Here is a 14,763-nt window from a genome sequence, read left to right as displayed (position 1 = left end):
CAAGGAAGCGCTGTCAATCATTTTCCAATAGTTCTAGAATAATTTTTAAATCTTTAAATGTATCCATATAAGCATATCTCCCACCGGTATATTCTCCCTTTTGAAGAAGAGCCATTTGATTTCTTTCCATTATAGCAACCTTTTCTTTCATTCCTTTAATAACGAAAGCAATATGATGAGGACCTTCCCCATGTTCATCTAAATATTCACGCCATGTACTTGGATTATGATCTGGTTCAATTAATTCAAGCTGAAGAGAACCCATATCAAAGAAAGCAAGTTTGGCACGTGCTTGTGTTGGTTGTTTGCGATATTCTGTCTGTGCAACATCAGCTTTATCTGTTAATGACCACTTAGGTTTATCTATTCCAAAAAAGTCTGCATAAGCTTGGCTTGTTTTTTCAATATCGTGAACTAAAATACCTATTTGTGTAATAACGTTATTCCCTAGAATATTTTTATCCATGGTTCATTCTCCTTTTTATATAAACTATTCGGTTTTTAGTTTTTTTATTTCACCTTTCATCTATTATTCGTATATCCTTCTCCCCTTTTTATCAGCTTGAATAATAGAACATCCTATTATATGAAAACAATTAAGAGAATAGAATGAAAAAAACATTTGCTCAAAAATGCCTACTAATCTCGCTAATTTCCCCCTATTAAACTTGGTTACAAACGAAATATAACGTTTACATTTTTATTTGTCAATTTAGTTTTCTAAATATTTCTACATTTATAAACATATTTAACTTTCATTAAATAAATAGAAATAGGCACCAGATTATCACTTATCTGGTGCCTGCATATTAAATCAGAATCATTAGAACCGTCCCTCTGCTTCCCTTTACTTCTCAGTCGAAGCCTCAAAAATAGAAGTAACGGCTTCTTTTAAAGCGGCATTGAATTCTTCCTCTGATTGGTTAACGTTTAGCTCTTCGCTTAGTGCTCGAGAAAAGCTTGCGATGATGTTGTCATTTTCTTTTAATTTTTGATTGGCTTCTTCTCTGCTATATCCACCTGAAAGTGCTACTACACGAACAACTCTTGGATGAAGAGTTAACTCTTTGTAAGTATTTGCAACTGTTGGAATTGATAGCTTTAGCATAACATTTTCATCTTCTTTAAGGCCATTTAGATGTGTTAATAGTGTTTCTTTCAATATCTCTTCCGATTGCTCTTTATCAGGACTAGTAATATCCACTTCTGGTTCGATAATTGGCACTAATCCTGCAGCAATGATTTGTTTTCCTATTTCGAATTGTTGATCCACTACCGCTTTAATACTTTCGGAATTTGCCTCCTTAATAACAGAACGCATTTTCGTTCCAAAAATATGGCGCTCCTTTGCATGTTGGAGGATTTCCTCTAAATCAGTGATTGGCTTCATTAATTGAACTCCATTGGAGGGTTCCGCTAGCCCTTTATCAATTTTCAAAAAAGGGACAATCCCTTTTTTCTCTGCTAAATAATCAGCTGTATACGTTCCTTCTATCTTACTATCCATCGTTTGCTCAAACAAAATGGCACCAAGAATATATTTAGAATCAAAAGCTGGAGATGTAATAATTCTTGTCCGCATTTGGTGCACCTTATCAAACATTTCTGTTTCATTTGTATAGGCGCTTTCCGGTACTCCATAATTCAACAATGCTTTTGGTGTACTGCCTCCACTTTGGTCTAATGCCGCAATAAACCCTTTTGCATTTTTCATTCTTTCCAATTGGTCGTTCATATTCTCTCCTCCTTCTCATGATAAATGGTTCATTTGAAATTATTCACATAATTAGAAGAGTTAAAACATTCCCTTAGGAGTATAGAACAAATGGATAGGAGCTTACTTTCTTGTATTTTTATATTTTTCGTAAAATCGTTCTACTCGACCACCGCGATCGGAGAATTTTTGACGACCTGTATAAAAAGGATGGGTATCAGAGCTAATTTCCACTTTTATAAGTGGGTAGGTTTTTCCATCCTTCCAGATAATTTCTTCCTTTGAAGTTTTAGTTGATCCAGTTAAAAATTGATACCCACTATTAACGTCCATAAAAACAACTTCTTGATAAGTCGGATGTATTCCTTTTTTCATTATTTATTCCTCCTCTATTTTAATAGAATATACAAATCACCAGCTAGACTTTTTCACACCCGGTATTTGACCCTTATGAGCGTATTCTCTAAAGGCAATTCGAGACATTTTGAATTTTCTTAAATAGCCTCTTGGTCTTCCCGTTACTTCGCATCTATTTTTCAACCTTGTCGGAGAAGAATCTCTAGGTAGTTTTCTTAATGCTTCATAATCCCCCTTCTCTTTCAACTCTCTGCGAATTTCAGCATACTTCTCTACGATTTCTCTTCGTTTTCTCTCTTTGACTACTTTTGATTTTTTGGCCAATATTCTTTTCCTCCTTTATGTTAAATCGACATCATTTCGATTTAATAAAAATAATTATCCACTCTTTCGAACACTTATCTATAATAAAACGAAATGATTACGATTTACAACTTATATGCCTTCAAACTATATTAACTTGCAATTATTTTCCAATTAAACGGATCTTTTAACTGATGCCAATCGCCATAAAACTCCTCATCCGTTAGTAAGCATTCTTCCAATTCTTTTTTAATTAGCTCCACATTTAAATCCATGCCTATAAATACTAGCTTTGTATGTCTGTCACCAAATTCTGGATCCCAAGTTTCCTTCAATCCTGGATTGACACGAAGTATTTCCTTTTGTCTAGCTTCTGGCAGTGATGCAACCCAATAAGAGATAGGTTCAATACTTACAGATGGTCCTGCTTGTGATAAGAGTAAAGCTAAATTATTCCTTGTGGCACACCATGCTATTCCTTTTGCACGTACAATCGAAAGTGGCATCGAATTACACCAATCATTAAAGCGTTCCGAATGAAACGGTCTTTTACTAGCATAAACAAAAGAACTAATCCCATATTCCTCTGTTTCCGGTGTATGCATACTAGGACCAATATTCAATTCGCGCAACCACCCTGCTGACTCACTAGCCTTGTCAAAATCAAATAGATTTGTATCTAATATTTCTTGTGGATTAATCTCACTATTCACTGTTCGAATAATTCTGGCAACAGGCTGTAATGTTCTAATTACTTTCTCTAATTTATCTAAATCCTCTGCTGCAACTAAATCGCATTTATTAAGAATGAGTACATCGCAAAATTCAATTTGATCAATTAATAAATCAGCAACATTTCTGTCATCCTCTGCTCCAACTGCTTCTTTTCTATCTAAGAGTGAATCACCTGACTCATAATCATGCCAAAAGCGATTCGTATCCACTACCGTTACCATTGTATCCAGTTTACAAAATTTAGTTAAATCAATTCCCATTTCTTCATCAATATAAGAAAAAGTCTGTGCAACTGGAATTGGTTCACTAATACCAGATGATTCGATTAAGATATAATCAATATCCCCTTCCATCGCGAGCCTTTCCACTTCTACTAGCAAATCTTCTCTTAACGTACAGCAAATACACCCATTTGACATTTCGACTAGCTTCTCCTCAGTCCGGGAAAAACCGCTAACCGTTTGTACAAGTTCACTATCAATATTTACTTCACTCATGTCATTGACAATGACCGCAACCTTCAGCCCATCTCGATTATGTAAAATATGATTAAGCAAAGTCGTCTTCCCAGCACCTAAATAACCACTCAACACTGTAACCGGTATTTTTTTCATTTCCTCACTCTTTCATTTAAAATTTTAAATCGTAATAATTACGATTTATATAATAATCCCTTTTATCCAAAAATGCAAGTAGGGAATCAAGGGGACGGTTCTACCGTTTCCCTTTTGGAAAGCAAAAAGGGAAGCGGTAGAACCGTCCCTCTGCTTACTTTATAAACTATTATAATTCCTTCGATGACAAAGGTAAGAACAGCTTAACGCCTCGTTTATTAAATGGAAAAATTTTTAAATCGGCTATCAAATGACTAATGTATCCACCAATACAAGTATAGTACAATCCTTGTATACCAAGGGAAGTCTCTAAATCGGCAGCAATAATTCCAAAGAATACCACACCTAATATAGAATGAGTGTAGCTTCGATGAGAAGTAAAGGATGCAATCATAATAAAGATTCCTAGAAGAATTATCCATCGTTCCTCTATAGAAAGTCCTCCCATCAGCACGGCAACGCCTGTTATCGTTAGCATATGTTTTTGTTTAATTAAGGACGCGATAAACAAAATCAAAATACCTATCCCTACCCCCATCCACCTCTCTACTGCTGTTTTTTCGAAGAAACTATATAAAACCATAAGTATTCCGATTACTTGTGCAGACAGTTGGATCATTTGATGGGGTAAAGTAATTTTCCCACGAAGCTTCCCGTCAATATCCAAATCAGGCATTAATCCAGAAACAGCTCCTAAAGCAACACACACAAATGTCTCTGTTGGTGTGGATTGCACTGTATGGGCAACAATAAATCCTGTTGCTGATCCAATTACAGCATGTGATGTTCCATTCAAGTTGATTCCACCTCTAATAGTTAATAGTTTTAATGCAACATTAACTATTCTACACCAAAACATTTGTTCTGTTTAGAGGGAATTTCAAAAAGAAAATGATAAGAAAAGAAAGGAAAATACAACTCCTTTAATAGATTTCTCTCCCTCACTTATGTTACACTTCATTTCAAAGGTGGTCATAATGATGCAGCAATTACAATTTGAATCTTCCTGGGACAAGCAAATTGCCCCTCAGGATCGAGATAATATAGAAAAAATCTTTAATGAAACAAAACATTTAAATAGCTCGAGTGTTATCTTTTCTCCTATCCGAGAAGCAATCAATCATAAAGAAGCGCTACTTGTCTCCGTATTGGTTCATAATTTTACGGAACATCCCCTTACCTTTCAAAATGCACCAATACAATACAGTGTTAATGATAACGTGATTGCAGAAAAAGAATTCACACTACCAGACCTAGTCATTCCTTCCCAAGTGAGTATGCCTTGGACATTTATTTTTCCAAAGGATAGTTATAGAGTTCAACATTCTTTTAAAAATGGACGATTAGAACTCAAGTAGATTGGGTTTGAATAGAACAAAATAGTAACTAAATGAGGACTTAACTAGATAAAGTGATTTACAAAAAAGTTTTTCAGGCACTATAGAAGGATATTAGTCCATCCCTCGTGCCTGATAAGGTATACGGAATTTATTTAATTTTCTTTATAGGTTAAGTTCCTAAACCTTTATAAGTAGCTGTACAGAGGGCTGAATTTCTTTTCATTTTCATGAAAAAGACTCCTATCTTTATTATTACAATAACTGTAAATGCCCTGTAATTTCATCCACATTGTTTCTATATCCTAAAATAGCTAAACAAGTATCTGTCTTTTCTCCATGAAACATGGTCAAGCCACTGTCTGTTATTAATTTTACAGCTTCTCCCTTTTCAATAGCTATATTATTTATTTCATGTAGTTCGTCTAGGTTTTTAACATAAACACATATTTTAGTAGATGATTCATCGAACCATTTTTCCAGTATAGCTTGTGTATGCTCATCCTCACGCTTTTGCATATCCAATACTAATCCTAAACTGGCATGACTACCCTGTGCCACATATTTTCCCTTTGTCATACATAAGTCTTTTCGAACCACTATAACCATTTTCGTTTCTGTTGCCTTCCTCTCCAATTATCGTTCACCCTCTATTTATTATTCTTCAGAACTTTTTTTAATTTTCAAAATTCAAGCTCCGATTGCTATACTATTCCGCAATAAATTTTTTTGTTACTTTTTTAAGTAAAATCTTAACTAAGATGAAAAAAGCAATAAAAGTATAAAGCCCTTTACTTTTTTTGCTGAATATTTTTTCTTAGTCTTGATGTGTCCTTTGCTAATCTAATTTTACCCCTCACTATCAGTAGCAATAGGTGTTACCGCCTTAGACCGATCCACATAAATAAATCCATCATATCGCACAGAAATGTTAGACGGTACATAATTCCCGTAATGTTCATACGAGGCTTCATAAATTACCCCTATAGCACGATGACCGATTGTATGGTTAAAAAGGTGACGGTTATCTTCTGTGAACGTTAGATATTTGTTAAAGGAGCCTGCACGATGAAGTTGTTCTTCCCAGCTATTATGTTGGGCTTCTGGAATATCCATTATTTTGTATGGATCCCCCCATTTTTCTGCTGCAATTACTGTCCCAGCATATGTACCAAAACCGACTGCATACACATTGGGTTCTCCAAATTTTTCTCTTGTTATTTGTCCAACATTTACTAATCCTTCTTGTTCCATACCAGTTGCTCTTGCATCACCAATATGCGTATTATGTTCCCAAACAATCCCCTTTGCTTCCTTCCCATAAAATTGGCTGACAATTTCTAGAGCTTCTACCATATGATGATCACGAATATTCCATGATTCGGTATCGTCTGTAATCATTGCTTTATAGTAGGCTTCTGCATTTTTGGACACTAGTCCATTGATTTGTAAATTAAGATAGGACTCCCTATCCTCTTCCATGTATTGCTTTCTTTTCGATACAATCGAATTTAGAAGCTCTAATACTTCCTCTCTACAACTTTCTCCCAAAAAGGCTGCCGACATGCCATATTGCTCTGGTCTTTTGTTATAAGGGTGAAAACAAGTAATTGCTTGCATTGCCTTGTCCAAATCAGGGGAATTTATTTTTTTCAAATAAGTAACAATTGCCTCCATCGATTCCCATAAACCATAGACATCTATGCCATAGAAACCAACCTTTTCTTTTTCCTGTTTATCAAGGTTATATTCTTTCAACCATTCTATGAGCGGAATGATTTCTTCGTTCGCCCACATCCAAGTTGGCCATCTATCAAATTGGGAGAGTACCTCCCTAGCATGAGAATAGCTTGTGTTGCCTTTTACATATTGATTTACTTTATAACAAGATGCCCAGTCTCCCTCTACAGCAATAAAAGAAAAGTCATGATTTATTATTAATTTCTTGCTGATTTCTGCACGAATCGTATAAAATTCTGCTGTTCCATGGGTAGCCTCCCCAAGTAATATGTATTTTGCATTACTTGCCTTTTGGATTAACCCATTTAAATCCTCCATATCTTTAAATGGTAGACTATATTGCTGGATATTTTGAAATGACTTACTTGTTTTTGTAACCATATTTTTAGTGCACATCCTTTAATTTGCTATTCCTTTAAATGAATTCATTATATTTTGTTCATTAAATAGCAAGGTATACTCCTATAAATTCAGCAAAACAAGGTCTAAAGGTAAAAAAAGAAAGGGGAGACTCACGAGCACTCGCGAGTCTCCTCCTTTCTATCTGTTTTCTCCATTTGATTCAATTACTTCCTTATACCAATAGAAGCTTTTCTTTTTAATACGGCGAAGGTCATGCGTTCCTTCTTCATGCTGATTGATGTAAACAAAACCATATCGTTTTTGGAATCCGTTCAACCAGCTTAACAAATCGGTAAACGACCATACACAGTATCCCATTAAGTCTACACCATCTGTGATAGCTTCTTGCATTGCATTAATATGAGCACGGATAAAATCAATGCGGTAATCATCATTGACAATATCGCCTTCTTCTAGTTTATCAAATGCACCTAAGCCATTTTCACTGATGAGAATAGGGAGATGATAGCGATTGGTAATTCTGCGAAGCGCTATACGTAATCCTTGTGGATCAATATTCCAATCCCAATCCGTTCTTTCTAGATTTGGATTTTCGGCTGTTTTGAACACACCAGGTATTCCTGAATCCTGTGAAGTACCTTTCTTCCCTGAGGTGTTCATTTCAGCACTACCTACTCCTCCTTCTAATGGATTTTTCTCAAAGGTCGTTGTTTGATAATAGTTAAGTCCCATAAAATCAGGAGTACCTTCTCTTAATAATTCAAAATCCCCTTCTTCCACCTCTGGAGTTAATCCATTTGCCTCTAAATAGTTCCATGCAGCCTCCGGATATCTTCCCCAAGCATAAATATCCATCCACCAATGACTATTCAATTCCTCTGCATTCTCTGCCGCAATAATCTCTTCTGGCTTAGAAGTTAAAGCATATGCAGGAGAATAAGCAAAGCTAGGACCAATTTTTCCATTTGGAACGTATTTGCGGAATGCTTTAATAACACTAGCATTCGCTAAATTCGCATGGTGATTTACTTGATAGAATCGCTTTTCATCTGTTACTCCAGGTGGATGTATAGCCATTCGGTAGCCTAAACCAGTAAAAATATTTTGTTCATTTAAACTAACCCAATATTTCACTCGGTCTCCAAACTGTTTAAATAATTCGATACTATAATTCGTAAAATCCTCAATAATCTGACGAGATTCCCACCCTGCATATTCATCTTGAAGAACTTGTGGAAGATCCCAATGATAAAGAGTAAGAACTGGCTCAATTTTATACTTGATTAACTCATTAATTAAATTATTATAGAAATCAATTCCCGCTTGATTTACTTCTCCTCTTCCTTCTGGAAAAATACGAGTCCAAGCAACAGAAAAACGATACGCTTTCATTCCCATTTCAGCCATCAGCTGTACATCTTCTTTATAACGATGGTAATGATCTACCGCTACATCTCCATTTGTTCCTTTAAATGTTTTTCCCGGAATCCTAACAAACTTATCCCAATTAGATACTCCTTTCCCATCCTCGTTCCAAGCACCTTCTACTTGATACGCTGCAGATGCAGCACCCCAAAGAAAATTACTAGGGAACGCTTTCAATGATCCGTGAATCATTTCAATCAACTCCTTAAATTATTTGAAATAATGTCCATAACATAGTTATATATTCTTTGCTAACATGTTTCTTTTCATAACTATACAGCTACTCATAACAGTTTATAAAAGTATAGGTTATTATAAAATAAGTATATACATTTAGTTTCATTTTCGCAACACTTAGATAGTAGTAAGATGGAAACTCATTATTAATCTAGTTAAATTACTTTCGTATTTCAAATTTTGTTAAAGGATGGAAACAAGTCCTTACTCCTTATATAAGATTAAAAAACTATATATTTATCATTAGACATGTCTTAAAATCTATAGAATACAATATTAAAAAAGAGAAGGGTGTGTATGTATGGAGTTTCCTTTATTATGGGTAATAAACATTTTGATAACTATCTATTTGGTCATAGATTCAAAAAAAACAGGAAAAAATCCTGTCCTTTGGGGAATAATGGGCTTTCTGTTTGGAATCATAACGCTTTCTATTTACTGGATTAGAACAGGTAAGAAAATTCTTGGGTGGATTTTACTCATATTAGCAATTATTTTTACGATACTATTTATCCTATTTATTCTTGCTGTTTTGTTTATGTCGTTTTCTTATATTTAAGGGTTATTTTTTTAGAACCTAACAGCGTTCACTTTTTTATTCATTGTCTGATTATTTGTCTGAAAAAAATTTCAAACCTTTTTCTAATTCTTCTCCCAATAACATAATATCCTCCTTTTTTGAAATAATATGGATGAAGAATAGAGGAAGGAGTGACAATCATGAAGCAAAGTAAAGAGAATTTAAGCTCTATTATGAAACCAGATTTTGCAGGAACTGATTCACAAAAAGTAAAACAAGAAATTAAAAAAGATGTTAAAGCAGGAGATGGCGCAATGACTTCTCGGGAAGCAGGACATATGCGTGACTAAAAAAAACACCTTATTTTCCACTATGCATAAAGGAAAATAAGGTTTTTTTTAGGATTAGGATAGATAAACTAACATATTTAGTGAGATATTTCTTGTGATAAATCTAAGCTTGATTTCACGTTTTTCTTTGAATCTATTTTCATTAAATGCGAATAAAAACCAAGAAATGAGGTAAATGCTATCAATGATCCAATAAAAAAAGGAATTAAAAAGGTTAATATATTTATACTTAAATAGAGAATCAAACCACTGACACCAGCAATTCCCAAAGTAATCAACGGTCTTCCAATTGTGATAAAGAGTGCATGTTTTAGTGATGCCAAAATCTTTACCTCGAAATGGACATTAATCGAAAAATAGTTCATCGTAAAAGCATATAAAATTCCAATCGGAAGCAACATAAATAAAGATAAACCCTTATTTAAATACAACATATAACTATAAAAGACTACAACAAACCATATAAGAACGATCAACAGTCCACCAAACAGACTTCGGAAATAATTTTCCCGATAATAATTGACGAATGCTGGAATCATTTTCTTTGATTCATCCTTTATTATCCATTTTCTGACTACCGCAAACAAAGCGACAGTTGCTGGAAAAAATACAAATGGCAACAAAATCAGGATAGCTATATATGAAAAGGTAAGTTGATTCAAACTACTAGCGGAGAAGAGATTTAAAATTAGAATAACGATTGGAATATTAAACAGCACCCAAAGCAAATTTGCTCCTGAAAATTTCATAATCCATTCACAGACTATATAAAGCCCACCCCATTTTCCATTCATTCGCAATGTATTCTCCCTTCTACCAATGAATTAAATACTCTATTTTATTTTCTCATGTAATCACCTACAAAAAAATAGAACATATATAAGATTCAGATGTTCATTTTTAAGAATCTGAATCCTTCTATGTTCTTTCGACTAGTTCTTCTATAGATCATTTTTATTCGGCTGAATAATATAACGTTTTTCTTTCTCCGTATTAAATCCAATGATATTATTTTTTTTCGGAAAAGGAAATATAGTTTCTACACCTTCTTTTTTAATAGAAACCGGAATATCACATAGAAGGTAGCATGCCCCTCCAACTCCCGAATAAATCTCTGCTTGAATTAATTGGTAATCTTTCCAACCTAAATCTACTATAAAACCACCACGTGCTCTTATTCCTTTTATACTACCATTCGGCCAAGCTGCTGGCAGTGAAGGTAACAAACGGATAAAGCCTTCATGTGATTGTATAAGCAACTCTACTATAGCAGCGGTAACTCCAAAATTCCCATCAATTTGAAATGGAGGATGGGCATCAAATAAGTTGCGGTATACTCCCCCCTCATGCATTTTTTCTTCTTGATTTGTCACAAGATTTAAAAGTCTAGAAAGTATCCGATAAGCTCTGTTTCCATCACCTAAACGAGCCCATAATCCTACTTTCCAAGCTAAGCTCCATCCCGTCCCCTCATCTCCCCTTCGATCTAATGAAGTTTTTGCAGCTTGATAAAATTCTGGCGTTTCTTTCGTAATCTGTCTACCAGGATAAACACCAAACATATGAGCAATATGGCGATGGTGTTTATCCTGCTCCTCGAAGTCAAGAAACCACTCTTGAAGCTGTCCATATTTACCTACCTTCATTGGATATAAACGGCTTCTTGCAGACTCAAGTTCTTTTGCAAATGATTCATCCATGCCTAGAATTCGTGTACTCTCTATACAATTTGTGAATAAATCCCAGATAACAGCCATGTCCATCGTCGAAGCATATGAGATTGCAGCAGCACCACTATCCGTTTTAAATAAATTCTCAGGGGAAGTGGAAGGCGCAGTTACCAAATTACCTGCTTCATCCTCTATTAACCAATCTAAACAAAAAAGTGCAGCTGCTTTCATAACAGGGTAAGCTTTTTCCTGAAGAAATTTTTTATCTTGACTGAATGAATAATGTTCCCATAAATGTTGGGACATCCACGCACATCCAACAGGCCAAATCGCCCATACTGCCTCCCCATCACCATAACCTCCGCTTGGTGCAGTTTGACACCAAATATCTGTACAATGATGAACGGCCCATCCTCTTGCTCCATAAATCTCCGCTGTTCTTTTTCCACTTTCCGCCAACGAATGAATAAACTGAATAAATGGCTCATGACATTCTGGTAAAGAACTAGATTCTGTTAACCAATAATTCATCGGAGCATTAATGTTTAAAGTATAATTACTGCTCCATGGTGGACGAGTTTCTTTGTTCCAAATTCCTTGTAAGTTTGCAGGCTGGGAGCCAGGGCGAGAACTCGCTATCATTAAATATCTTCCATACTGAAACAACAGTTCAATGAGTCCTTTATCACTTACACCAAATCGTTGTAAACGTTCATCTGTCGGAATCAGAACATTATTTTTTTCTGATTCTAAATCTATCGTTACTCGTTTAAAAAGAGACTTATAGTCAGAGAGATGGTTATCTAGAAGTTCTTGATAGGATTTTCGAATTGCGTTTTCTAAATATCTGTTGGCTATTTCTGATTGATTTTTTCCTTCTGTGTTTGGAGAACGATTATATCCATTAAAGCTTGTTGCAGCACTAAAGTATAAAGTTACTTCCGTAGCGTTTATAATATGCAAACCATCATAATCAATAATTAATTTCCCATCCTCTAAAACAGTTCCTAATTGACCTTCAAATTGAATAGCTTCAGATTCACCTGGCTCCCCATAAACAAGTGGATTAGGAGAATTGAAGTGATTTGGAGCGGAATATTCCGGAGCAATCCCCTTGATTATTATCTTATCCCCATTAAAATCTGTTCGATGCCTTAACAAACTATCTAATTTCGCATGAAAAGTAAGCGTTCCCTGCTTACTAGATTTCAGACGCATACAGATTACTTGGTCTGGATAGGAAGCAAATATTTCCCTTGTATACACAACATCCCCTACAGAATACTCCACATTTGCTAATCCATTTTCCAAGTCTAGAGTGCGCCTATAGTTACTATATAGATTTCCATGTTCAAAAATTAACTTTATAGATCCTAATGGCATATAAGATTCTGTATATGGTCCCATAATACTCTTGCTGAGTAAATCAGCTTTTACATATTGTTTTTCCTTTACTAATTCGCGAATTTGGCCAAGAATTTCTTTTGCATCTGGACATTCCCAATCTTGTTTGCTCCCAGACCATAGAGTATCTTCGTTTAGTTGAAGAGTCTCCGTCTCAACTCCACCAAAAATCATTGCCCCTAGACTTCCATTACCAATAGGTAAAGCATCCGTCCATTCTTTTGATGGCTTGTTATACAGTAATTGCAAATTCTTCACTTCCTCTTAAAGGTTATTAAAAAAATTAGGTAAGACGTGGATGCCTTACCTAAATGGACTAAACAAATTATTTAACCTCGTTATATCTCTTAACTACTTCTTCGTAGCGCTTATTTGCATAATCCTCTAATTTTGATAAACCAATATCCTCTGCGGTTTTCATCATGCTTTCGTAAGCTTTCTTTGCTTCGGCTTCCGATTTTGCTAGATAAATTTTAGCTTGTTCATTCGTAATCATATTATCAATATTAGCTTTGATTACTTGAGCATCAGAACCAGCTGGTGGATTGACTGCACCCAACATAGGGTCTGAATTTACATATTGTTTTGCATCAATCATAGCCTGAGAAGTTGGCGAATCTGGAACATAACGTTGTACTTGCTCATAAATACCGTTATCTGCTAGTAACCCCCACCAAACAACTCCTAGTTTTTGTTGTTCAACCGCATCCTGGGAATCGAAAGTAAATACTGGATATCCCCCTTCTTCAAGTGACTTATCCATTGTCCAATGTTCCCCTTCAATACCCCATAAACCTAGTTTCTGACCTTCTTCACTATTCATGAATTGTAGGAATTTAATAGCTGCTTCTGGATTTTTAGAATTCTTTGTTATAAATGTACCAGACCATCCACTGCTATCTGCAAATAAACCAGGATTTTCACCAAAAAGCTTCGTTTGCTGAGCAATTTCAAAGTCGTTACCTGCAGCTTTAATTTCATTATTAATGGTTGGAACTGCATTTAAATTATTAATCGCAAAAGCCTGACCGTTGATAATTAGTTCTTTCGCTTTATTTGGTTCATTCCAAGTAAAGTTTTCGGCCGTAATGAGACCTTCACGATATAGTTTATTCATGAACATATAATAATCATATTGTTCCGGATGATTAATGTAATAATCTACCTTTCCACCAACTTCCATCCAACCCTGATAAGGAACGCCAAAATTGACACGGAAATACTGACCAATAGCGTTTGGATTCATAACAAGTGGAATCATATCTGGATATTTTTCTTTTACTTGTCTAAATACATCCACTAAGTCATCTAAAGATTCAATCTTTGGATCCCCTAATTCTTTAAGAATATCTGGTCGAAGTGCTAATGATGGGACATTTCCTAATGCAGCAGGTGTATTCTTAAATTCATCTGGGCTAGTGAAACCATTTTTTACAGAGTAAAGTTTCCCGTCTTCTCCTTCGTTCAGTACTCTTGCCATTGGATCAATCTCAAAATCTTTTATGTTATACTTTTCAATCAATTCATCCCATGTATAAGAAATTTCTGAATTTGACATGGTATGGAACTGAGAGGAAGTGAAAACCATGTCAGGTAAATCACCTGAAGATATCATTAATGGTAATTGCTGCCCATCAGTTGCAACTTGGACTTTAAGCTTAATACCCGTTCTTTTCGTAATTTCTTCTGGAATTTTACCTGACCACTCTTTTAATGGCCAGAACGTTTGATCAACAAACATCGTTAATTCAATTGGACCATCTGAATCCGAATTTGCTTTAGAATCATTCTCTCCATTGGTTTCAGAACTTTGGCATCCTGTTAAAAATGAAAGAGCTAGTAATAACAAAGTAAGAAATATACTACTTAACCTAAACCTCTTTTTCATTGTAAGCCTCCTAAATTCAATATGTATATTCACCATTCAGCTTTATTGAATGGTGAATATTACTTTCTTCCATTCCCAATCACCTATCATAAGAAAGCGCTTAAAA

The 14,763-nt window shown here is 35.0% G+C and carries 15 protein-coding genes; 3 read left to right on the top strand and 12 right to left on the bottom strand.

Features of this window, described 5'->3' with window-relative positions; translation table 11 throughout:
• Window positions 1-13: 13 nt before the first annotated feature.
• From NYE52_RS06835 to NYE52_RS06810, 6 genes are all read right to left on the bottom strand, one after another.
• Window positions 14-466, bottom strand: coding sequence for a VOC family protein (locus tag NYE52_RS06835; RefSeq protein WP_341192383.1), 453 nt, complete (start codon window positions 464-466; stop codon window positions 14-16).
• A gap of 381 nt (window positions 467-847) precedes the next feature.
• Window positions 848-1,735, bottom strand: a complete 888-nt coding sequence (locus NYE52_RS06830) for a fructose bisphosphate aldolase (RefSeq protein WP_341192382.1) — start codon at window positions 1,733-1,735, stop codon at window positions 848-850.
• A gap of 102 nt (window positions 1,736-1,837) precedes the next feature.
• Entirely contained in the window at window positions 1,838-2,089 is a 252-nt protein-coding gene (locus NYE52_RS06825) for a type B 50S ribosomal protein L31 (RefSeq protein ID WP_341192381.1), read from the bottom strand.
• A gap of 36 nt (window positions 2,090-2,125) precedes the next feature.
• Window positions 2,126-2,395 (bottom strand): 30S ribosomal protein S14, encoded by a 270-nt coding sequence (gene rpsN / locus NYE52_RS06820; protein ID WP_312095922.1) that lies wholly within the window; start codon window positions 2,393-2,395, stop codon window positions 2,126-2,128.
• A gap of 131 nt (window positions 2,396-2,526) precedes the next feature.
• A complete protein-coding gene (locus NYE52_RS06815; protein WP_341192380.1) occupies window positions 2,527-3,723 on the bottom strand; it encodes a GTP-binding protein in 1,197 nt (398 codons plus the stop codon).
• Between the two features lie 169 nt (window positions 3,724-3,892).
• Window positions 3,893-4,519: a metal-dependent hydrolase gene (locus NYE52_RS06810; protein WP_341192379.1), complete on the bottom strand. Its 627-nt coding sequence runs from the start codon at window positions 4,517-4,519 to the stop codon at window positions 3,893-3,895.
• Window positions 4,520-4,700: 181 nt separating this feature from the next.
• Between NYE52_RS06810 and NYE52_RS06805 the strand changes: the two genes are divergently transcribed.
• Window positions 4,701-5,081, top strand: coding sequence for an SLAP domain-containing protein (locus tag NYE52_RS06805; protein ID WP_341192378.1), 381 nt, complete (start codon window positions 4,701-4,703; stop codon window positions 5,079-5,081).
• Between the two features lie 234 nt (window positions 5,082-5,315).
• On the opposite strand, the gene pth2 is transcribed toward NYE52_RS06805, so the two are convergent.
• From pth2 to NYE52_RS06790, 3 genes are all read right to left on the bottom strand, one after another.
• Complete coding sequence (pth2, locus tag NYE52_RS06800) at window positions 5,316-5,696, bottom strand: aminoacyl-tRNA hydrolase (RefSeq protein WP_341192377.1); 381 nt, start codon at window positions 5,694-5,696, stop codon at window positions 5,316-5,318.
• A gap of 213 nt (window positions 5,697-5,909) precedes the next feature.
• A complete protein-coding gene (locus tag NYE52_RS06795) occupies window positions 5,910-7,181 on the bottom strand; it encodes an erythromycin esterase family protein (RefSeq protein ID WP_341192376.1) in 1,272 nt (423 codons plus the stop codon).
• Window positions 7,182-7,340: 159 nt separating this feature from the next.
• Window positions 7,341-8,780 (bottom strand): glycoside hydrolase family 1 protein, encoded by a 1,440-nt coding sequence (locus tag NYE52_RS06790; RefSeq protein ID WP_341192375.1) that lies wholly within the window; start codon window positions 8,778-8,780, stop codon window positions 7,341-7,343.
• 346 nt (window positions 8,781-9,126) lie between these two features.
• On the opposite strand from NYE52_RS06790, the gene NYE52_RS06785 reads away from it, so the two are divergent.
• On the top strand, window positions 9,127-9,384 hold the full coding sequence (locus tag NYE52_RS06785; protein WP_341192374.1) for a hypothetical protein: 258 nt from the start codon (window positions 9,127-9,129) through the stop codon (window positions 9,382-9,384).
• A gap of 161 nt (window positions 9,385-9,545) precedes the next feature.
• Complete coding sequence (locus NYE52_RS06780; protein ID WP_341195277.1) at window positions 9,546-9,695, top strand: hypothetical protein; 150 nt, start codon at window positions 9,546-9,548, stop codon at window positions 9,693-9,695.
• 77 nt (window positions 9,696-9,772) lie between these two features.
• Here the strand turns inward: NYE52_RS06780 and NYE52_RS06775 are convergent, their stop codons facing one another.
• The 3 genes from NYE52_RS06775 to NYE52_RS06765 form a co-directional block, all read right to left on the bottom strand.
• Window positions 9,773-10,489: a YesL family protein gene (locus NYE52_RS06775; RefSeq protein WP_341192373.1), complete on the bottom strand. Its 717-nt coding sequence runs from the start codon at window positions 10,487-10,489 to the stop codon at window positions 9,773-9,775.
• Window positions 10,490-10,636: 147 nt separating this feature from the next.
• Window positions 10,637-13,027, bottom strand: a complete 2,391-nt coding sequence (locus NYE52_RS06770; RefSeq protein WP_445669096.1) for a glycoside hydrolase family 95 protein — start codon at window positions 13,025-13,027, stop codon at window positions 10,637-10,639.
• A 67-nt stretch (window positions 13,028-13,094) separates the two neighbouring features.
• Complete coding sequence (locus NYE52_RS06765; RefSeq protein ID WP_341192371.1) at window positions 13,095-14,657, bottom strand: extracellular solute-binding protein; 1,563 nt, start codon at window positions 14,655-14,657, stop codon at window positions 13,095-13,097.
• Between the last annotated feature and the right edge of the window lie 106 nt (window positions 14,658-14,763).

Origin of the sequence: Niallia sp. FSL W8-0635, from assembly GCF_038007965.1 — a bacterium.
In the GTDB taxonomy this organism is placed as follows: Bacteria; Bacillota; Bacilli; order Bacillales; family Cytobacillaceae; genus Niallia.
Note: the sequence above shows the minus strand (reverse complement) of the source record. Positions and strands in the feature narration are given on the sequence as shown.